We start from the raw sequence: 19,043 nt of genomic DNA on the forward strand, positions 1-19,043 counted from the left end.
CATAAAGATGCCGAGAATCACCGCCATGCGGCGTTGCAAATCCTCGCGATAGCTACGGCTATCTCTGCGGTTTGTGCCTTGCCTGACGGCGATTTCGACCTCTTCATTTCGTCAACGAACTTCTAACTCAGGACACTAGTCTTCAACCTGCGCGCGCTCCACAAACACCAGCTCGCAGGAGCCCGCCCCGGAGTCCGAGCGCGTGAGCGAGCTGGTCCAGCGCCAGCCGCTGGGATCGGTGGCCTGGACCAGGAACCCTGTGAGACGGATGGAGGCCCCCTCGCGTGCTTTGCCGAGCGTTTTCTCGACGGCGGCGTTCGCCGGAATCAGGTGCATGTTGGCCGAGGATTCGACGATTTCCTGCACCGGAATCGGCGGGGCGCCCTGCCAGCGGTAGAAGTACCAGCGCCGCCCCTGGCTGATGTCGAGCTGGCGGTATACCGCCGGGTCGGCCATGCGCTTCCAGCCCAGCGCCAGGTCGACCGGCGCAAGCTTGGCCTCCCGGTCCAGGTAATAGTCTTCGCGCGAGAGCACCTTGGCGTCGATGGCAAAGCGCGCCAGCGGCTTGATCTGAAAGCCCTTGAACGCGAATGCCGGCGTGTCGGTGGGGCCTTGCGCCGGGACTTGCAGGGCCGCCTGCGTTGCCAACGCGGGGGCGTTGGCGTACTGGGGCGCATAGCTGGTGCGGATCGACTCGATGGCGAAGAACGCCACCAGCATCACCACGCCGGCTGTGAAGACCGTCTTGAGCCGCATGGCAGCGCTCAGCGTTCAGTGCAACGCCGGGTGGGTGTCCACGCTGGGTGCGCGCTCAATGGTGGTGGCCGTGGTCGCCGTGGACGTGGCGATGCTGGATTTCCTCGGCGCTCGCAGCGCGCACGCCGGTCACCTTGCAGCCAAACCGCAGCGCCTGGCCGGCCAGCGGGTGGTTGCCATCGAGATGCACCTCGGGGCCCTTGATCTTGACCACGTTGAACATCTGCGGCTGGCCGTCGGGGCCTGGGCCTTGCAGTTGGCCGCCAACCTTCACGCCGGGCGGGAATTCGGATTTCGGAATGCTGCGCACCAGCGATTCGTCGCGCGCGCCAAAGGCGTCTTCCACCGCCAGATCAAGCGTTGTCGCAAACCCCACGGCCTGGCCGTCCAGCGCGGCTTCCACCTTGGGGAAGATGTTTTCATAGCCACCGTGCAGGTACGACAGGTTGCCCTTGTCGAGCGGCTTGCCCGCGGGCGTGGTGAGCTGGTAGCTGAGGGTGACAGCAGTGTCCTTGGCGATGTTCATGGGGTCTCTTGCGGAGGGAGATGGAAAAAGGAAAAAAAGCGCGCGCCGTACAGCGCGCGCGGTGGTGCGGACCAGGATTGTCCCTGAACCCCACGGCAGGGTTGTGCCGCGCCTTCAGGCAGCAGCCGGCGCCTCGGGCCGATCGTCCGGCAGCTCGTCCTGCGCCGCGCCGGGATAGCGCGCAAAGCGCCGGGCCTCACTGCCGTGCACAGGGTCACTCGACTCCCAGGGCCAGCCGCCAAACTGGGTGCGGCGGTAGTCCTGCATGGCCTGCATGATTTCCTGCTGCGTGTTCATCACAAACGGGCCGTACTGCGCTACGGGCTCGCCAATCGGCCGGCCTTGCAGCAGCAGGCATTCCACGGTGTCGGCACCGGTGTTCTCCAGCAGCCAGTCCTGACCGGCCACGACTTCCAGCGCGGCGTGGCTGCGCTGCTCTGCTTCGCCGATGCGCAGGCTGGCGCCAGCAAAGAAGTACAGCATGCGCCGCGTGCCAGCGCCGGCTGCGGCGGGCAGTGTCCAGCGCGCGCCGGGTTCCAGCTTGAGCGTCCAGATGGCCACGTCGCCATTCGCTTGTGCTGCCCAGGATTCGGGCGGTGGTGGCAGGGGGGCGCCCGCACCGGGGAGCGCTCCGGCCACGACGGTCACGGTCGTTGCGCGGCCGGCGTCGTCGCGGTGCACCAGGCGCGGGATCGATTCGCGCCACAGCATGGTGAAGTGCGGCGCCACCATCTTGCTCTGCGCGGGCAGGTTCAGCCAGATCTGGAACAGTTCCAGCGGGTTGGGCCGGGTGGTGTCCAGCAGCGGGAACATCTCGGAATGCTGGATGCCGCGCCCGGCGGTCACCCACTGCACATCGCCGCCGCCAAAGCGTGCGGCCGCGCCCAGCGAATCGGCGTGGTCGATCAGGCCCTTGCGCACCAGGGTCACGGTCTCAAAGCCCCGGTGCGGGTGGCCGGGGAAGCCCGGCACCACATCGCCGTGGTACATGCTCCAGCCGTCCTTGCGGCTGAAGTCGCTGCCAATTTGGCGGCCTTCGAGCGGCACCGCCGGACCGCGCTCGGCGTTGCCGGCAGGGTAAGCGTCGTCGTGGTGGGCGCAGAACAGGAACGGGTCCAGCGTGGGCCACAGCGGACCGAGCGGCTGGCTTTGCAGGATGGGGGAGGCGGGGACGGGGACAGTAGGGGAAGACATAGCGAACTCCTGGTTGGGCGCCACCCATGCGCAGGTGGCCACGCTGCGCAGATGGGGTGCCTTGCGTGCAAGAAAAGGCGCAGTGTGTGGAACGCTGCAGTGCGCGGGCCAGGACAGCACGGCGCAGCGCAGGACGCTGCAGGCAGCGAAATTTTATAGAAAATAAGACGGTAGCGCTTTATACATAAGCGCATACAGCTATATAAACAATAGCAAAATGGTTCAATGGGCCAGCGGCGCGCCGCTCAGCGTGGCCGGGGGCGCGGCTGCTGGCCGCAGTGCAAAGCTTCCCAGTGCCGCAGCCACCAGTGCTGCGCATGCCGCTGCGGCAAAGGCCAGCCGGTAACCGCCATGGAGTGCGTCGGCGAGGGCGCGGCCGCTGGCGAGCAAGGCACCGGTGCGTGCGTCGGCAAGGCTCGCGAGCACGGCCAGCCCCAGCGCCCCGCCCATCATGAAGGCGGTATTGACCACACCCGAGGCAAGCCCGGAATCTTCCGGGTTCACCTCGCCCATCGCGGCGAGCAGCAACGGGTTGAGGGCGATGCCCGCGCCCACCCCCAGCAGCAGCATGCCCGGCAGCACATGCGGGATGAACTGTCCTTGCACGGGTGCCAGGGCGAACCAGGCGAGGCCGAGTGCCGCCATCAACAGGCCGGCCCCCAAGGTCGGGCGTATGCCAAAGCGCAGCACCACCCAGGCCGACACCCCGAGCGAGCACGTCGCCATGATGAGGTTCGCAGGCAGGAAAGCGAGTCCGATCTGCAAGGGGCTGTAACCGAGCACCCGCTGCAGGTACAAAGCCGACAGAAAGAACCACGCGAACATGGCGGCCGCCCAGAGCACGCCAATGGCGCTTGAAAGCGACAAGTTGCGCAGACGCAGGAGCGCCAGAGGCACCAGCGGCGCGGGCACGCGCGCCTGCAGCCACACAAAGAGGGCGAACAGCGCGGCGGCACTGGCCAGCAGCACCAGCGAGCGCGCGGAGGTCCAGCCGGCCTGGTTGCCGTTGACGATGGCGTACACCGCGAGCATCAGCGCCGTGGTGACCGTGGCTGCCCCGGCGACATCCAGCGCTTGCCCGTGGGCTTGGCCGGGGGTATCGGGCAGCATCGCGCGGCAGGCGAGGTAAATGGCGGCGCCGACCGGAAGGTTCACCAGAAATACCCAATGCCAGCTGAGTAGGCTCGTCAGCACACCTCCCAGGAGCACCCCCACACTGCCGCCGCCCGCGCAGACAAAGCCATACACGCCCATGGCGCGTGCGCGCTCCGCCGGTTCGGAAAATAACGTCATGATGAGCGACAGCGCCACGGCCGACACCACCGCGCCGCCCACGCCCTGGAGCGCACGCGCGGCCACCAGTAGCGCCTGCGTTTGCGCCAGCCCGCAGGTCAGCGACGCCAACGTAAACCCCGCGATGCCAAGCAGGAACAGCCTGCGCTGGCCGTACAAATCGCCCAGGCGCCCCCCCAGCAAGAGAAAGCCGCCGAAAGTCAGCATGTAGGCGTTGACCACCCAGACAAGCGAGGTCTCGGTAAAGCCCAAATCTGCGCGAATGCTGGGCAAGGCGACGTTGACGATGGTGGTGTCGAGCACGATCATCAACTCGCCCAGGCACAGCAGAATGAGGGCGCTCCAGCGCTGGCGCGGGGTGAGTGGAATAGGGATGGAGGTCATGCGGCGGGGGAATGCTATGGGAAATCGTTGCGGCGTACTTGCTGCCAACGCCCCAATGGGGCCGCCCCCTGCGCGGGACGACCTGCAATCTCCATCAAAGCTCCGCCCTTTTGCAGCGCTTTGTCATGTGCGTGGGCTGCAGTCACGCACGCACATAGCGCAGGTGGGTCGCCTCTGGAGTGCTGAGTACCCTGTCGATTTGAAACAGCGGTCCCGGGTCGCGCAGGTTCTCGAAGAGACGCCGCCCCCCGCCGAAGAACACGGGGGCCAGGGCGATTTCCAACTCGTCGACGAGACCTAGATTGAGGTACTGCTGGATGACGTCTGCACCACCCGAGATGCGAATATCACGATCGCCCGCAGATTGTTGGGCCTGCTCCAGAGCACGCTCCGGGCCATCGTGAACGAAGTAGAACGTCGTTCCCCCCGGCCGGGCCCACGGTTCGCGTCTTTCGTGGGTGAGCACGTAGACCGGCGTATGAAAAGGAGCCTCCTCAGGCCATGCCACTTCACCTTGCTCGAACATTTTCTTGCCCATGATATTGGCGCCAGTGCGCTCCATGGTGTGGCGAACCATGTCATTCACCGGACCAGTCTCTCCGCCTGATCCGAATTGCAGGGTCTCTCGGAAGTACTGCTGCTTGAGAAGCCAAGCCATCATCGCACCCCACTTTGCGCCCCAGTTCTTGTAATCAGGCTGGTCCATGGTCATCCCTTCAGGCGCCATGTAGCCATCGAGGCTAAGTCCAATGTTGACAAATATTTTGCTCATGATTTTCTATGCAAATATCCGCATGGCGGTTTGATTGGCGGCGTTTCTCAGCGCGCCTTCGACTTCGAACGATGCCGCGCCGCAGGCCGGGGCAAGGGGTGCGTGATGCCGGGCCCCATCACCTGCCGGGCATCCGATTGCGGCACCAGCAAAGGGATCATGGCCGCGCGTCTTTCTGGCGTTTCGCTTATTGCGGCACCATCACCATCCAGTGCACGCCAAAGCGGTCGTGCACCATGCCAAAAGCGGGCGAGAAAAACGTTTTGGCCATGGGCATGGTCACTTGCCCGCCCTCGGCCAGTGCTGCGAACCAGCGCCGCGCCTGTGACTCGTCGGCAGTGGTGAGCGAGAGCGCGATGCCGGCAAACGAGGGCTGGCCCGACGCCATGCCGTCGGATGCCATGAGCTGCGTGGTGCCCACGGTGAAGTCGGCGTGCATGACCTTGTCGCCCGCCGGAGCGGCACAGCCGGGCGGCGGCGTTTGCGGGTCGGGGTTGTCGCTGTAGCGCATCAGCATGCCGCGTTTTGCGCCTAGCGCCTTCTCGTAAAAAGCCAGGGCCTCCTCGCAGCGGCCTTCGAAGAACAGATAGGGTTGCACCTGGATGGTCATGGAAAAACTCCTCATCAATAGGGGGACATGCGCCACAGCCACCATTTGTGGACGGCGTACACAAATGGTGGCAGAGAAAATGGACGCTGTCTACAATCAAGCGTCCCCATGAGTGAAAAAATGCGTAACCCGGCTCCCCGCAGCACCTACCGCCATGGCGATTTGCGCCGTGCGCTGCTGGAAGCCGGCGTCGCCCTGGCGCGGGGTGGCGGCCCCACAGCGGTGGTGCTGCGCGAAGCCACGCGGCGCGCCGGAGTGGCGCCCAACGCCGCCTACCGGCACTTCGCCAACCGGGAGGATTTGCTCGGCGCGGTGCGCGCGGAAGCGGTGGCCGCCGTCGGCCGCGCGATGGAGGCCGAATACCGCACCGTGCCTGCCGAAGGCAGTGCGGCAGAGCAAGCCCATGCGCGGGTGCGCGCCGTAGGCCGGGGCTACCTGCGTTTCGCATTCGCCGAAACCGGATTGTTCCGTACCGCATTCGGCGGCCCGTTCACGGTGGCGCCCGATGCCGCCGCGTCGGGCGCCAGCGGCCACAACCCTTTTGGGCATCTGAACGCCGCGCTGGATGCCTTGGTGGCTGCCGGTGCGATGCCGCCAGAGCGCCGCCCAGGCGCGGAATTCTTGGCGTGGTCCACCGTGCACGGGCTGGCCCTGCTGGCGCTCGACGGCCCGCTGCAAGGCATGCCACCGCAGGCGCTCGATGCGCTGAGCGAGCGTCTGCTCGACATGGTGGAGCGTGGCTTGTAGAGGTGTAGCGCCCGTTCGTGCATCCAGCGCGCGATGGCGCCTTTAGCTTTCAGCGTCTGCGCACCAGCAAGGCCACGCCGGCAGCCGTCATCGCCGTGCCGACCACGGTGGCCGTGGTGATGCTTTCGCCAAAGAGCAGCCAGGCCATCAGCGCAGTGCAGGGCGGCACCAGGTACATCAGGCTGGTGACGGCGGTGGCCGCGCCGCGCTGGATCAGCAAATACAAGAGCGAGCTGCCTCCCAGCGTCAGCACCAGCACCGACCAGGCCAGCGCGCCGACCAACTCGGCGTTCCAGCGCACGGTCTCAACCTCCAGCAGCGCCAAGGGCAAGGTGGCGAGCAGCGCAGCCGCAAGCTGCACCGTGCTCGCGGTGCGCACGTCGCACGGCGCCACATGGCGCTTCTGGTACAGCGTGCCGCAGGTGATGGAGGCGAGCGCCAGAATACCCAGCGCCAGGCTTCCCAGCGACGCTTCATGGCCCGTTTCCAGCTTGTGCGACACCACCAGCACCAGCCCACCCAGGCCCAGCGCGAGCCCGACCCACTGCAGCCGGGTCACATAGCCGCCTCGCGCCGAGATCCAGGTGGCGGTGAGCAGCGGCTGCAGGCCGACGATGAGCGCAATCAGCCCCGCACCCATGCCCCCCTTCACGGCCGCCCAGACACCCCCGAGGTAGCCGCCCTGCATCAGCAGGCCCGTGACGGCCAAGTGCACGAACGCCAGGCGCCCCTTCGGCCACGGCACGCGTGCCAGCACAATCCACGGCAAAAAACAGGCGATGGAGAGCGCATAGCGCATTGCCAGAAACGTCATTGGCGGCGCATGGGGCATGCCATAGCGCGCGACGATGAAGCCGGTGCTCCACACGACCACGAACACTGCCGGCATGGCGCGCACCCACGCGCTGGAGCCGTGCTTCATTTCAACGGTTCAGGCGCGCGTCGCACGAAGGCAATGGCGAGCCCTTGTTCGGTCACCGTGATCGCCCCCGGCTGCAGGCCCAGGCCGTCGAGCAGCGCCAGGTCCTTGGGCTCCAGACGGTGCAGCACCACTTCGCCCAGTGCGCGCCGCGCCAGGCGGGGCGCCCAGGCGTGCAGCAGGGCAGCGGCGGCCGGGTCCAGGCCTTCGATCTCCAGGCTTTGCAGGGCGATGTCGTGGGCGCGCAGCGTGTGGTCCCGCGGCTCGTAGCGCAGGCCGAATTCGACTTCCAGCATGCCCTCGTGCGGTGGCGCCACCGCCGGGCCGCTGAGCACGGCGGGCACCCGTGCGCGCAGGCGGTTGGCTTCGGGCCGCAGCGCCAGCAGGGGCGCCTGCAGTTCCAGTGTTGCCAGGCCGGCGAGTGAAAGGCGGCGTGGAAAGCGCTCGCTGAGCATGGCTGAGAGCTCGGCCAGCGACACGGTGTAGCCCGAAATTCCCAGGCCGGCGGATGCGGCGCGCAGCCCACCGGTCAGCACCAGCGCAGCCGCGGCACTGGCTTGCACCAGCCAGCGCCGCCGGTTCGGGCCGGTGGGCCCGCAGAGGGCGTGGCGCATTGCGGCCTTCAGCGCCCCACCACGGCCCAGCCGGCGCGCTGGTCGCGCTTGTCGTTGGTGTACTCCCAGGCGGTGCCGCAGCGCTCGCAGACATGGCGCGTCACGGTCACCACGTGGTCGCCGTGCTCTTCGCGGCGGTGGCCGCCTTGCACCAGTTCGGCGTGACCGGGCGCACGGCGCCAGTTGCGCTGGATGCCGGCGCAGGCTTCGCACAGCTCCATCTTCTTGAGTTCGCTCTCGCGGGCGGGGTCTTTGCCGGGCGTCATAGGGGTCTTTCTCTGGGTGGGCGGGAGCAGGGTGGCGGGATGGCACTGTACGCCAGAGCGCAGCAGGCGGCAGGAATATGAATGAAAATGCTGCCTGGCGCTTATCCAATAAGCGCATGCAGCTATATTTTAAGGAGCATTATGGCAACGCCGGACCCCCTGGAGCCAGCCGACATCGACTTCAGCGCCGATTCAAGCGAGGTCGCGCGGCGGCTGATTGGCGTGACGCTGCTGGTCGATGGCGTCGGTGGCCGCATTGTCGAAACCGAAGCCTACGACCAGCAAGACCCGGCCTCGCACACCTACACCGGCCCCTCGGCGCGCAACGCCGCCATGTTTGGGCCGCCTGGGCATGTCTACGTGTACCGCTCCTACGGCCTGCACTGGTGCATGAACCTGGTCTGCCGTGAGGCTGGCCATGGCGCGGGGGTGCTGCTGCGTGCCTTGGAGCCTACGCAGGGGCTGGAGGTGATGCGTGCGCGCCGCGGCCTGCAAGACCCGCGCCTGCTCTGCGCCGGCCCAGGGCGCCTGGCGCAGGCCCTGGGCGTGGACCACAGCTGGAACCATCGCCCCGTGCAGCCGCCCACCTTCGCCTTGCGGTGGGATGGGCAGCCTGCGGACGTGCTGGCCGGGCCGCGCATCGGCATCAGCAAGGCGGCGGAAACACCCTGGCGCTTTGGCGAGCGCGGCTCGCGCTACCTGAGCCGGGGGTTTGGGCGCGGTGCGTAGGAGGCGTGCCCCGACGCCTATGTCGCCTGGTCAGCCGCGCACAGCGCCTGCAAGCGTAGGTGCGGCTCGCAGGCAGCATCCACCGGCAATTGGTGTTTGGCCTGCAGGTAGTGGTGGGTGAATAGCTCCAGCCAAGCCTCCAGCACCGCGCCTGCCTGTTCGTCGCCCGCCAGCGCCAGGCACAGCGCGGCGACTTCGGCGGTGCAGAAATGGTCGGCCCGGGTAGAGCGGCGCAACTGGTAGCGGGAGAGCTGATCGGGTTGCAGACTGAGCACTGGCAGCGCGTCGAGGTACGGGCTCTTGCGGAACATCTTGCGCGCCTCGGGCCAGGTGGCGTCGAGCAGGACGAAGAGTGGGCGCCGTGCAAGCGTACCGTCGCCCGCTTGCGGTGCTTGCCGTACCTGCGTCACCACCCGCTCAGGCGCCACGAACTCGCCGGGGAACACCACAAAAGGCTGCCACTGCGGGTCGGCCAGCAGCGCCAGCAAGGCCGGGTCCACCTCGGTGCGCGCCCAGCCGAAGGCAAAGGTGTCGGCCACCACGTCGGCGATCAGCCAGCCGGTGTTGCTGGGTTTGAGGGGCTCGATGTCCGCCATCAGCAGGCAGACGCCGGCGCGCGTCGGCGTCTGCGGGCGCAGCGCGCACAGGCAGTGGCTGGGCACCAGGCGGCAGCCGGGGCAGCGCTCGCCCTTGGGTCCGCCGCGCGCCAGAAACGGCTTGGCGCTGCGCGCCAGGCGGGCGGTTCTTAGCCTAGAAACGGCGTGGGGTGGGCGCGCCTCGGCGACATGGACAGAGGGCTTTTCAGTCACTGCGCAGTGATCCCTTGTGCCGTGCGCGACCCACGACGCATGCAATGGGCGAAGCACAGGTCAGCGGCCATCGTGCAAGGGCCGCCCCGCCGCACGGATGGCGTCCCCCTTTCGCAGCGCGCAGCGATGCGATGGGGGAGGGAGCGCAGCGACACAGGGGGAGCGCTTCACTTCAGGCTCTCCAGCGCAAACAGCGGCACCTCGGCCTCGCGGCTCAGCCACAGGCCGCCGCCCAGCGCGGAGTAGCCGCTCTCCAGCCCGCGCCGGTAGAGCGCGGCGCGGTGGCGGAACATGCGCGGGTCGGTCAGGTCCTCGTCCAGAATGCCCTGCTCCCAGTCCTCGCGTGCGACCGCCTCCAGGTACAGCGCGCCGTGCGAGAGCTGGCCCAGGGTGTGCATGGCGCGCTTCAAATCGGGTGCGTCCAGGTAGGGCAGCACGCCCTGGCAAATCACCAGGTCGTAGGGCGCGCTGGCGCGGTAGTCGACCACCGAGCCGGGCTCCCAGCCAAAGCGCTCGCACAGGTAGGGGCTGAACTCGACGCCGTGGTATGCCGCGTGCGGAAAGTGCCGCGCCACCACGTCACGCCACAGGCCAATGCCGCAGCCCATGTCCAGCACCCGGTGCACCGGTACGCGCAGGTACTGCAGGTAGCTGCAGACGAAAGCACCCAGGCGCTCGACGTGGCCGGGGTCGACGACGCTGGTTTTCTTGTCGAAATAGAAGCGCTGGTAATACGCTTCGTCAAACACCTCGGCCTGGGCAGATTTCACGTGCGCGCGGCGCCGGCTTCGGGTTTGGGCGGGCGGTGCAGCGCGCAGAGCTTGTTGCCGTCGGGGTCCCGTAGGTAGGCCAGATACATCTGCCCCACCGCGCCATTGCGCATCCCTGGCGGGTCTTCGCAGGTGGTGCCGCCGTTGGCCAGGCCGGCCGCATGAAAGGCATCGGCCTGCTCGGGCGACGCCATGGTAAAGCCGATGGTGCTGCCGTTGCCATGGCATGCGGGTTCGCCGTTGATGGGCGTGGTGATGCCAAAGCTGCCGGTGGGGCTGCGGTAGAAGTAGCGGCCCACGACCCCGTTGTGGTTGTAAATGCCGGGCCCAATGCCGATGGCGCCCAACACCGCGTCGTAGAACCGCTTGGACGCTTCGAGATCGCTCACACCCACCATCACATGACTGAACATCGTTGTCTCCGATTGCCCCCCGCACAGGGGGGTTGATTAAAAAACGCCGTTGCCGACACCAGCCATGGCTGGCTTGCGGCGCGCCCGGGGATCGTAAACAGGTTCGTGGCAGCGTGCAGGGCGGCGTATTTATTATTGAAATAGGCCGTTAGCGCAGGTGCAAATTACGGAGCCAGCTATCAATACAGAAGCAAGAGCCGAGAACTGCTTTACCCCGCCGCCGTCGCCATGCGCAGCCGGCGTGCCGCGTCTTCGTCCCGGGCGTCGTCGATCTCGCGCAGCACGGCCTGCATGTCCACATTGGCGTGGCTGCGCTCGTAGCGGCCGGTGAGCGGCGTCTCGTTGCTGAGCATGCCGCTTTGGTACAGGCTCCAGATTTCAGCGCCGTACTCGGTCTTCAGCAGCGCCGGCGCGAACTGGCCAAAGAAGCTGCGCAGGTTGGCCACATCGCGCAGCAGCATGCGCTGGGCGTGGTGGTTGCCGGCGGCGTCCACCGCCTGCGGCAGGTCGATGATGACGGGGAAGTCCACGCCCTCAGCGGTACCTTCCACTGCCCCATGGGCCAGCAGGATGTTGAACTCCGACAAGTCCCCATGCACCACCCCCGCGCACAGCATGCGCAGCACCTCGGCAATCAGCGTCGCATGGTGCTGCACGGCTTGTTCGGGTGTGAACGACACATCGTTCAGGCGCGGCGCGGCGTCGCCGTGGGCGTCGGTCACCAGCTCCATCAGCAGCACGCCATCGTGAAAGTTGTAGGGCTGCGGCACGCGCACGCCCGCCGCAGCCAGGCGGTACAGCGCGTCGACCTCGGCGTTTTGCCAGGCGGCCTCTTGCTCTTGCCGGCCAAACTTGCTGCCTTTTGCCATCGCGCGGCCGGTGCGCGAGTTCTTGGTTCTGCGGTTCTCGGTGTAGTCCACCGCTTGGCGAAAGCTCCGGTGGGTGGCCTCTTTGTAGATCTTGGCGCAGAGGGTTTGCTCGCCATGGCGCACCACAAACACCATGGCCTCCTTGCCGCTCATGAGCTGGCGCACCACGGTGTCGATGAGGCCTTCGTCGATGAGGGATTGGAGTCGGGGGGGTGCTTTCATTCGGGCCATTGTGCGCGATACAAGCGCATGGGGCTTGCAGGCGGGTGGGGGCAGGCACCGATGGAATCGGGCGCCAAGAGGTGTGGATGTTGCCGTGGAGGCAGAGAAGAAAAACTACCAAAACAATAGCTGCTAACGCTTGATGGATAAGCGCTAGAGCCTGTTTTGGTCACAATTTTCTGCTCTGCGCGGCTCAGCCCTCCAGCATCTCCACCCGCAGCGCCACCACCGGCCCTGCCACGGCGGGGTGGGCCGCCAGTGCCTGCACGGCGAGGTCCACCGTGGCCTGGGCCGCCGCCCCGGTCAGCACCAGTACCTGGGGGGCCGTGCCGGGTGGCAAGGCTTGGTCGCGGGCCAGTTGCACCTGCAACACCGGCACCTGCTGCGTGGCCAGCCAGGCGCCTACGGCTTCGATCTTCTGGGCACTGTGCACGGGCACACGCAGGTAGTGGCGGGTGTGCACGGCGGCGCGTGGCAGCACGGCCAGTGTGTCGTTCACCGCGTGGGCATGAAAGCCCAAATGCGGCACGCGCTGGGCCGCAAAGGTGCCATCGAGCCGCGCCACGTCCACCAAGTCGGCAATCACGGCCGATGCGGTTTGCTCGGAGCCTGCACCTGCGCCGTAGTACATCGTCACGCCCGCCGCGTCGCCCTTGACCATGATGCCGTTCATCGAGCCGTTGACCTGCGCCATCAGGTGCGTGGCGGGCACCAGCGCGGGCTGCACGCGCAGCTCGATACCCGGCACGCCGTGGTCCTCGCGGCGCCTGGCCACGCCCAGCAGCTTGATGCGAAAGCCCAGTTGCTCGGCGCAGGCCACATCCAGCCCCTGCAGGCGGGTGATGCCCTCCACCTGCGCATCGGCAAAACGCACCGGCATGCCAAACGCGTTGGCCGCCAGCAGCGCCATCTTGTGCGCGGCGTCCACGCCCTCGATGTCGAAGGTGGGGTCGGCCTCGGCGTAGCCCAGCGCCTGCGCCTGTTGCAGCGCCTCTGCAAAACCCAGACCCTCCTCACGCATCTTGCTCAGGATGAAATTGGTGGTGCCGTTGACGATGCCCGCCACCCATTCGATGCGGTTGGCCGTGAGGCCCTCGCGCAGCGCCTTGACGATGGGGATGCTCACCGCCACCGCGCCCTCGTAGGCCACGGCCACGCCGTGTTGGCGGGCGGCGGCAAAGATCTCGCTGCCGTGCACCGCCAGCAGCGCCTTGTTGGCCGTGACCACATGTTTGCCCGCCGCAATGGCCGCCAGCACCCATTCGCGCGCGGCGCCCGTGCCACCGGCCACTTCCACCACCACCTCCACGTCGGGGTGCATGGCCACCTGCATCGGGTCGTTCGTCAGCGCCACATCGGTGCCCACAACCCCCACGGCACGCGCCAGATTGCGCGCGGCCACCACCACCACTTCAATGCCGCGCCCGGCGCGCCCGGCAATCAGCGCCTGGTTGCGCGCCAGCACCCGGAAGGTGCCTGCGCCCACGGTGCCCATGCCAATCATGCCCACGCGCAGGGGGCGCATGGCGCCGACGGAAGGACGGGGCTGGGGCTCTAGGGACTGAACGGGATCGCGGAACATGGGTATCTCCTGGCAACTAACGAACAAACAAAAAAACCCAGCTGCCAGAGCTGGGTTTCATTCATTCGTCTTGGGGAGAAGAGAGCGATCACCAGGTGGCTGCCGAAACGGCCACCTGCGCGCGCTCAGGTGGCCGCGGGGGTAATGGTGGTAATCATTCGTGCACCCATCGCCCGCGAGAATGCGGGCAGCATCATGCACATGCCATGGCTGGCAGCGGCAGGTGCGGTGAAGTGGTGGAAGGTGTACGGCATGAGGAGGGGCAGTGTACCTGCGGCCCCTGGGGCGCCGTCAAGCCTTTGCCTGGGCGAGCGTTGCGCGCGCGCCATGGATGGCGCGTGGCGGGGCGCGCACGCCCTGGGCCCACGCGGCAATGGCCTCGGGGCTGTAGTCCGTGTGCGGTGCTTGCCATGGCGGTCCCTGGGTTGCATCCACGGAAAATCACGGGACCCGCCATCGCCACGCCTGGCGTGCGTCAGTACGCGCCCAGAAAATCGCGCTTGCCAATCGGCAAACCGTTGTGGCGCAGGATGTCGTAGGCCGTCGTCACATGAAAGAAGAACTGCGGCAAACCATAGTTCACGAGATACGCCTGCCCAGTGAGCTTTTTCTCTTTCGGCGTGCCGGGGCGCAGGACGATCTCGGCGCCTTCCTTGCCCTCGAACTGCGCGGCCTGAACGCTGTCCAGAAAGGCCAGGGTCCGCGTCAGCAGTGCATCCAGGTCGGCAAAGCTCTTCTCTTGCCCTTCAAACTTCGGCACCTCCACCCCCGCCAGCCGCGCCGAAATACCGCGCGAAAAATCGGCGGCAATCTGCACCTGCTTGAGCAGCGGAAACATGTCGGGCGCCAGCCGCGCCTGCAAGAACGCGTCGGGCTCGATCGACTTGGCCGCCGCGTATTCGCTCGCCTGCGCAAGAATGGCTTTCAAAGCCGTCAGCATCTGCTTGAAAACGGGAACCGAGTGGGTGTACATGGCAGTGGTCATGGGGTGTTCCATTGGGTGTTGTGAGGAGGGAGTTCGGCAAGGCGCCGTTAGAGGAATCTTTCATCTGCCTCTAGGCAGGAACTACGCCTCAGATTGTGATCCGTATCTTTGGAATGCCGCGTGGCGACTTCAAAGCCATGCTCGGCATGAGCGAGCGCGGCGCCACCGATGCACGGGGCGCACGGGTCACGCGCGGCCTGCTCAAGTCCGACTCGCCACAAGGCCAGGTGCGCTTTGGCTTGCCACAGCATGCGCTGCCCTTCATGTTTGCGTCGCTGTGGCCCGAGGCGGAAACTGATTCAGCCAATGTTTGAGATCAAATTGGCCTCTAGCGCAATAGAAATAAGCTCTGGAAGCTATCAAAAGCGCAGCAAAATGGGTTTACGCATCAGCACTTGACCCGTTTTGCGGCGCTATTTACCGCACAAAATGCGGCGAATACTCTGCATAATCGCCGCATGCGCCACCACCGCCCCACCCGCACGCCCCGCTACATCTGGCAGCTGCCCGATTGGCCGCACCTGACTTTTGACGCCGCCGCCCTGGCCGCGCCACTGGCGCAGGTGCACCGCGCACAGGGCATGCTGGCGGGGCGCATGGCAGAGCTGGGCCTGCCGCAGCGCGACCATGCCACCCTACAGGTGCTGACGCAAGAGGTCATCACCACCAGCGCCATTGAAGGTGAGCGGCTGGACCTGGACGCCGTGCGCTCCTCCGTGGCCCGCAAGCTGGGCCTCGACATTGGGGCGCTAGCCCCCAGCGACCGCCATGTGGACGGCGTGGTGGACGTGGTGCTGGACGCCACCCGCAACTATGTCCTGCCCCTGACCCCCGAGCGCCTGTTTGGCTGGCATGCGGCGCTGTTCCCCACCGGCTACAGCGGGCGCATGCGCATCACCGTCGCCGCGTGGCGCACCGATGCCAGCGGCCCCATGCAAGTGGTGTCCTGCCCCGTGGGGCGGGAGAAAGTGCACTTTGAAGCCCCGCCCGCCGCCACCCTGCCCGCGCAAACCCAAGCCTTTTTTGACTGGTTCGAAGCCGCCCCAGCGGGCGACGCCATCATCAAAGCCGGCCTGGCCCACCTGTGGCTGGTCACCCTGCACCCGTTTGACGACGGCAACGGCCGCCTGAGCCGCGCCGTGGGCGATATGGCCCTGGCCCGCGCGGAAGAAACGAGTGCCGCCGGGCCGCCCCAAGGCACGAGCGCCCCCCGGGGGGGCCGCGACCCGCGCAGCGGCGGAGCGTGGGGGCAACATGCGCACCAGCGCTTCTACAGCTTCAGCGCCCAGATCCAGCGCGAGCGCAAAGACTATTACGACCAGCTAGAGGCCACCCAAAAAGGCCCGCTGGACGTCACCCCGTGGCTGCATTGGTTTCTGGGCTGCCTGCTGCGCGCAGTGCAGGGCGCAGACGCCACGCTGGCGGGCGTGCTGGACAAGGCCCAGTTCTGGCAGCGCTGGGCAGGCACGCCCATGAACGCGCGGCAAACGCTGGTGCTGAACCGCGTGCTGGACGGCATGGAAGGCAAGCTGACCAACGCCAAGTGGGCGGCGATGGGCAAATGCTCTGCGGACACGGCGCTGCGGGATATCAACGACTTGCTGGAGCGCGGCGTGCTGCGCAGGCTGGAGGGCGGGGGACGGAGCATCGGGTACGAGTTATGTGCCAAATAGGTCACTAGAGCCTGCAAAATAAGCGCAGGCAGCTATCAATACATGATCAACACCGCGCATCACACCTTTGACACACCAGAGCAGCTCCACGCGTGGCTGCAGGCCAACCACGCCAGCGAGACGGAGCTGTGGGTGCGCATTTTCAAAAAGGCCACAGGCCAGCCCAGCGTGACGTGGGACGACTGCGTGGTGGCCGCCATCGCCTGGGGCTGGATCGACGGGATACGCAAGAGCTTGGACGGCGCCTCGTTTCTGCAACGCCTGACGCCGCGCCGAGCGCGCTCCAACTGGTCGCAAAAAAACGTGCAGCACGCCGAGCGGCTGATAGCGCAAGGGCGCATGCAAGCCGCTGGCCTCGTGCATGTAGAAGCCGCACGCAGCGATGGGCGCTGGGCCACCGCCTACGCCGGCAGCGCCACCATGGTGATACCAGAAGACTTTTTGGCGGCGCTGCAACAAGACCCCGCTGCCCTGGCTTTCTACGGCACCCTGAAACGGCAGCAGTTGTTCACCATCTACCACCGGTTGCATAGCGCCAAGCGGGCTGAGACGCGGCAGAAGCGGATGGCGGAGATGCTGGCGAAGTTGGGGATGGGCGAAAGCCCTTGACAGTCAGCAGAACCATACGGCTCAGAAAGTGAACCGTATTTTGAAATGCGGCACATCAGTGCGGCAGGTCAAAAAAACCGCCTTGAAGGGCGGTTGATTTTGGCGCTATCGGCTCAGTGAGCCAACTCAACTTCACGTCGGTGAGAGCGGTTCAAGACGACATGTTTGATCAACGGCCTATCTTGCTCCGACACGTTGACGATCTGTATCCGGCGCTTAAATTCCGCTAATCCAAATTGATAGACGAGCCCCCCTAGACATTGATCGGCAAAAGAAGGAGTCGGTGATCTGTGTGCGAAATTGATAACTACACACTCATTGGTTGCAAGCGCATCCAATACTCTTTCAAGGAACCACTGGCCGTTAGGACGCGTGGCCATCTTGGCATTCAAAGCACTCAGATCAAATTCAAAAGTTGAAGTCATCATCTTCATATCCCCTAACAGGAGGCCAGTTTTGATAGACGGCTTGCGTACTCAACGGATTTGCCGTGTTGAACTCGGCAACAATCATTGTGCCTTGCCATCCTACTCCGTTGGCACCTTCGCTGCATTGCCCGTTTGAAGAGTGGAACCATTCGTGACCTGAATACACGGTCAAGGTTCCCCTGTTTTGTTCAGTCAGTTGTCGCGCGAGAGCAAGCCCATAGCCTGCATGGCCATTGTCCAGTTTGCTACTTGCGAAAAGTTCAGTCGCCAAAGTGCAGCAATTCATCTCTTTGACCCGAAGCCTAAATTCTTCGCGGTCGGCTTGGTCAAACGTATTCCGTATTCCAACTCCCATGTCAGCGATAGCGATTTGCATCAGCTGTCCTCTTGGCCAGTACTGAGCACAGGCAAGGCCATGCAAGCCTTCGCGCTCTGCATTTGCGTGCGAAAAACAGTTTCCAATCAGTTCGCTGACAGCGATGGAGAGTGACTGGCAGCTTTCTTCAGATGCCTTTGCAAGGCTAGTGATCGCGGCAAGTCTGTCTGAGCAGTCCTGAATATCGGCTTCCGAGCGAAGGGGCTCAATTGGAAGGAATCGACCTAACGCATCGCGCTCTTGGCTATGTCTGCGGGGCGAAGGCAGGCCAATAGCTTCCCATAGGTGCATCCGTGCAGCGTAAGGGCGCAAGGAGGGTGGGAGAGTGATCCCTCGAGCGCCCTTCGATTTCAGCATGAGTGCAAGGCTGATGAAGTGAAATGGCCTCAAAAATTCTGGTGCTTGGCAAGTCTTCTCGGCTAACAGCGCCTCAAGTTGCTCGAGCCAGCTGTGAATCTCTCTGATTGATGTGTGTTTCATTTTTTCTGTCTCTCCGGACAGCTCATCATGCCCGTTTCATTTTTTTCAGTTGGTGGCGGCGGTAAGCGCAAGGTACGTTGCGCCTACTTCCGAACATCAACTTCAATTCGCAGTAGTGTGACTGGGCGCTGGAAAGGTTATGCTTGCGTTTGAGACATTGAGAACCAACCTCTGAGTAGTCCGCGTAGCGCCACATAAAACACCCGCGCCGCTTCCTTCTCATCCTCCCCCGCCGCAGGCATGTACCCCACGCCGAGTAGCGCCACCACGGGGAACTCCAGCCTTTACTGACCTTCATGGTCATCACCTGAATCGCATCTGCACCGGGCCGGTATTCACCACTCTTCTTGCGCACACGGTGCGGCAGCTTGCGTTGGGCCAGGGCGCTGGCGCACAGGTCCATGGTTTTCCAGTCGGCGCACAGCACGGCCATGTCGCCCCAGGCGAACCCTTCCTTATGGGCGCTGGACAGGTGGTCGGCGATGGCAAAGGCTTCGTCGCGCAGGGTGGGCAGTTTGATGATGAGGGGCTCTTGCCCCTCGCGCCCGCAGCTCACTGGCTTCAGCAATGGGATGCCGTCGTCGTCTTTGTCGTCCGCCGTCAGCAGGTCTGCGGCGACCAGGCTGGCGGTGTGAAGAATCTGCCGCGTGTTGCGGTAATGGGCCTTGGGGCCGGTGGTGCGGCGAAGGCGTCTGGCTGCATGAATCGGCAGGGGATCGCCGCCCTGCGTTGGCTCCAGCCGCTCGGCCAGGCGGCGCTCACCCGAAGTCATGCGCGCCGTACAACGGCCCAAGGCCGGAATCAAAGTTGCCATCCCTCGCGCGCCCCATTTGTGTAATTTTGTGAATGCACTGTAAGGGGCGGGGGCCGTGGGCGCAATGAATAAGCTGCGTCGCAGCAAGGGCTAGCGGGCGAAAGCCTGGGCTGGCTGGGCGTTCTGTGCCGGGACGTGGGGTGTTTGAGGGTGTGCTTGAGGGGGCGCTTCGCCTTGGTTGGCGGTGTGCCGGTGGTGGGGGG

25 protein-coding genes are annotated in these 19,043 nt (G+C 65.4%); 5 read left to right on the plus strand and 20 right to left on the minus strand.

Annotated elements, in window-relative coordinates; all coding sequences use genetic code 11:
* Positions 1 to 135: 135 nt before the first annotated feature.
* The 6 genes from AC07ZH_RS04960 to AC07ZH_RS04985 all read right to left on the minus strand — a co-directional run bounded on the left by AC07ZH_RS04960 (position 136) and on the right by AC07ZH_RS04985 (position 5,529).
* The gene (locus AC07ZH_RS04960; protein WP_495198809.1) at positions 136 to 756 is read right to left on the minus strand and encodes a hypothetical protein; all 621 of its coding nucleotides are present in this window, start codon (positions 754 to 756) and stop codon (positions 136 to 138) included.
* A gap of 55 nt (positions 757 to 811) precedes the next feature.
* Complete coding sequence (locus AC07ZH_RS04965) at positions 812 to 1,282, minus strand: FKBP-type peptidyl-prolyl cis-trans isomerase (RefSeq protein WP_119109769.1); 471 nt, start codon at positions 1,280 to 1,282, stop codon at positions 812 to 814.
* A 114-nt stretch (positions 1,283 to 1,396) separates the two neighbouring features.
* Complete coding sequence (locus AC07ZH_RS04970) at positions 1,397 to 2,476, minus strand: pirin family protein (RefSeq protein WP_495198810.1); 1,080 nt, start codon at positions 2,474 to 2,476, stop codon at positions 1,397 to 1,399.
* Positions 2,477 to 2,698: 222 nt separating this feature from the next.
* Positions 2,699 to 4,144, minus strand: a complete 1,446-nt coding sequence (locus tag AC07ZH_RS04975) for an MFS transporter (protein ID WP_495198832.1) — start codon at positions 4,142 to 4,144, stop codon at positions 2,699 to 2,701.
* A 151-nt stretch (positions 4,145 to 4,295) separates the two neighbouring features.
* Positions 4,296 to 4,925 (minus strand): dihydrofolate reductase family protein, encoded by a 630-nt coding sequence (locus tag AC07ZH_RS04980; RefSeq protein WP_119109771.1) that lies wholly within the window; start codon positions 4,923 to 4,925, stop codon positions 4,296 to 4,298.
* Positions 4,926 to 5,112: 187 nt separating this feature from the next.
* On the minus strand, positions 5,113 to 5,529 hold the full coding sequence (locus tag AC07ZH_RS04985; RefSeq protein ID WP_495198833.1) for a VOC family protein: 417 nt from the start codon (positions 5,527 to 5,529) through the stop codon (positions 5,113 to 5,115).
* Positions 5,530 to 5,643: 114 nt separating this feature from the next.
* Between AC07ZH_RS04985 and AC07ZH_RS04990 the strand changes: the two genes are divergently transcribed.
* Positions 5,644 to 6,282: a TetR/AcrR family transcriptional regulator gene (locus AC07ZH_RS04990; RefSeq protein ID WP_495198811.1), complete on the plus strand. Its 639-nt coding sequence runs from the start codon at positions 5,644 to 5,646 to the stop codon at positions 6,280 to 6,282.
* Between the two features lie 49 nt (positions 6,283 to 6,331).
* Here AC07ZH_RS04990 and AC07ZH_RS04995 read toward each other — a convergent pair whose 3' ends face one another.
* The 3 genes from AC07ZH_RS04995 to AC07ZH_RS05005 are packed head-to-tail and all read right to left on the minus strand — an operon-like array spanning position 6,332 to position 8,081.
* Complete coding sequence (locus AC07ZH_RS04995; protein ID WP_495198812.1) at positions 6,332 to 7,204, minus strand: DMT family transporter; 873 nt, start codon at positions 7,202 to 7,204, stop codon at positions 6,332 to 6,334.
* Positions 7,201 to 7,815, minus strand: coding sequence for a DUF1439 domain-containing protein (locus AC07ZH_RS05000; RefSeq protein ID WP_495198813.1), 615 nt, complete (start codon positions 7,813 to 7,815; stop codon positions 7,201 to 7,203). The genes AC07ZH_RS04995 and AC07ZH_RS05000 overlap by 4 nt, the downstream gene beginning before the upstream one ends.
* Before the next feature lie 8 nt (positions 7,816 to 7,823).
* On the minus strand, positions 7,824 to 8,081 hold the full coding sequence (locus tag AC07ZH_RS05005; protein ID WP_495198814.1) for a hypothetical protein: 258 nt from the start codon (positions 8,079 to 8,081) through the stop codon (positions 7,824 to 7,826).
* A gap of 141 nt (positions 8,082 to 8,222) precedes the next feature.
* Here AC07ZH_RS05005 and AC07ZH_RS05010 point away from each other — a divergent pair, with 141 nt between their 5' ends.
* Positions 8,223 to 8,810 (plus strand): DNA-3-methyladenine glycosylase, encoded by a 588-nt coding sequence (locus tag AC07ZH_RS05010; protein ID WP_495198815.1) that lies wholly within the window; start codon positions 8,223 to 8,225, stop codon positions 8,808 to 8,810.
* Between the two features lie 17 nt (positions 8,811 to 8,827).
* Here AC07ZH_RS05010 and AC07ZH_RS05015 read toward each other — a convergent pair whose 3' ends face one another.
* The 8 genes from AC07ZH_RS05015 to AC07ZH_RS05050 all read right to left on the minus strand — a co-directional run bounded on the left by AC07ZH_RS05015 (position 8,828) and on the right by AC07ZH_RS05050 (position 14,460).
* A complete protein-coding gene (locus tag AC07ZH_RS05015; protein ID WP_495198816.1) occupies positions 8,828 to 9,619 on the minus strand; it encodes a tRNA-uridine aminocarboxypropyltransferase in 792 nt (263 codons plus the stop codon).
* A gap of 167 nt (positions 9,620 to 9,786) precedes the next feature.
* The gene (locus AC07ZH_RS05020; RefSeq protein WP_495198817.1) at positions 9,787 to 10,389 is read right to left on the minus strand and encodes a methyltransferase domain-containing protein; all 603 of its coding nucleotides are present in this window, start codon (positions 10,387 to 10,389) and stop codon (positions 9,787 to 9,789) included.
* Positions 10,386 to 10,802 carry a VOC family protein gene (locus AC07ZH_RS05025; RefSeq protein ID WP_495198818.1) on the minus strand — a complete coding sequence of 139 codons (417 nt, stop codon included), beginning with the start codon at positions 10,800 to 10,802 and terminating at the stop codon, positions 10,386 to 10,388. The genes AC07ZH_RS05020 and AC07ZH_RS05025 overlap by 4 nt, the downstream gene beginning before the upstream one ends.
* A 209-nt stretch (positions 10,803 to 11,011) precedes the next feature.
* Positions 11,012 to 11,893 carry a PA4780 family RIO1-like protein kinase gene (locus AC07ZH_RS05030; RefSeq protein WP_495198819.1) on the minus strand — a complete coding sequence of 294 codons (882 nt, stop codon included), beginning with the start codon at positions 11,891 to 11,893 and terminating at the stop codon, positions 11,012 to 11,014.
* A gap of 193 nt (positions 11,894 to 12,086) precedes the next feature.
* The gene (locus AC07ZH_RS05035; RefSeq protein WP_495198820.1) at positions 12,087 to 13,475 is read right to left on the minus strand and encodes a homoserine dehydrogenase; all 1,389 of its coding nucleotides are present in this window, start codon (positions 13,473 to 13,475) and stop codon (positions 12,087 to 12,089) included.
* 125 nt (positions 13,476 to 13,600) lie between these two features.
* Complete coding sequence (locus AC07ZH_RS05040) at positions 13,601 to 13,729, minus strand: hypothetical protein (protein WP_281271432.1); 129 nt, start codon at positions 13,727 to 13,729, stop codon at positions 13,601 to 13,603.
* A gap of 37 nt (positions 13,730 to 13,766) precedes the next feature.
* Complete coding sequence (locus AC07ZH_RS05045) at positions 13,767 to 13,910, minus strand: hypothetical protein (RefSeq protein WP_495198821.1); 144 nt, start codon at positions 13,908 to 13,910, stop codon at positions 13,767 to 13,769.
* Between the two features lie 40 nt (positions 13,911 to 13,950).
* Positions 13,951 to 14,460, minus strand: coding sequence for a DUF1993 domain-containing protein (locus AC07ZH_RS05050; RefSeq protein WP_119109781.1), 510 nt, complete (start codon positions 14,458 to 14,460; stop codon positions 13,951 to 13,953).
* A gap of 95 nt (positions 14,461 to 14,555) precedes the next feature.
* Between AC07ZH_RS05050 and AC07ZH_RS05055 the strand changes: the two genes are divergently transcribed.
* From AC07ZH_RS05055 to AC07ZH_RS05065, 3 genes are all read left to right on the plus strand, one after another.
* Entirely contained in the window at positions 14,556 to 14,774 is a 219-nt protein-coding gene (locus AC07ZH_RS05055; protein ID WP_495198822.1) for a hypothetical protein, read from the plus strand.
* 144 nt (positions 14,775 to 14,918) lie between these two features.
* Positions 14,919 to 16,133, plus strand: coding sequence for a Fic family protein (locus AC07ZH_RS05060; RefSeq protein ID WP_495198823.1), 1,215 nt, complete (start codon positions 14,919 to 14,921; stop codon positions 16,131 to 16,133).
* A 42-nt stretch (positions 16,134 to 16,175) separates the two neighbouring features.
* The gene (locus AC07ZH_RS05065; RefSeq protein ID WP_495198824.1) at positions 16,176 to 16,742 is read left to right on the plus strand and encodes a YdeI/OmpD-associated family protein; all 567 of its coding nucleotides are present in this window, start codon (positions 16,176 to 16,178) and stop codon (positions 16,740 to 16,742) included.
* A 113-nt stretch (positions 16,743 to 16,855) separates the two neighbouring features.
* Here the strand turns inward: AC07ZH_RS05065 and AC07ZH_RS05070 are convergent, their stop codons facing one another.
* Genes AC07ZH_RS05070 through AC07ZH_RS05080 form a run of 3 tightly spaced genes read right to left on the minus strand, consistent with a single transcriptional unit; the run spans position 16,856 to position 18,840 of the window.
* The gene (locus AC07ZH_RS05070) at positions 16,856 to 17,170 is read right to left on the minus strand and encodes an STAS-like domain-containing protein (RefSeq protein ID WP_495198825.1); all 315 of its coding nucleotides are present in this window, start codon (positions 17,168 to 17,170) and stop codon (positions 16,856 to 16,858) included.
* Positions 17,151 to 18,026 (minus strand): ATP-binding protein, encoded by an 876-nt coding sequence (locus AC07ZH_RS05075; RefSeq protein WP_495198826.1) that lies wholly within the window; start codon positions 18,024 to 18,026, stop codon positions 17,151 to 17,153. The genes AC07ZH_RS05070 and AC07ZH_RS05075 overlap by 20 nt, the downstream gene beginning before the upstream one ends.
* Positions 18,027 to 18,051: 25 nt before the next feature.
* On the minus strand, positions 18,052 to 18,840 hold the full coding sequence (locus AC07ZH_RS05080) for a hypothetical protein (RefSeq protein ID WP_495198827.1): 789 nt from the start codon (positions 18,838 to 18,840) through the stop codon (positions 18,052 to 18,054).
* Positions 18,841 to 19,043 lie beyond the last annotated feature (203 nt).

This window comes from Simplicispira sp. GW247-4R2A (assembly GCF_059424465.1).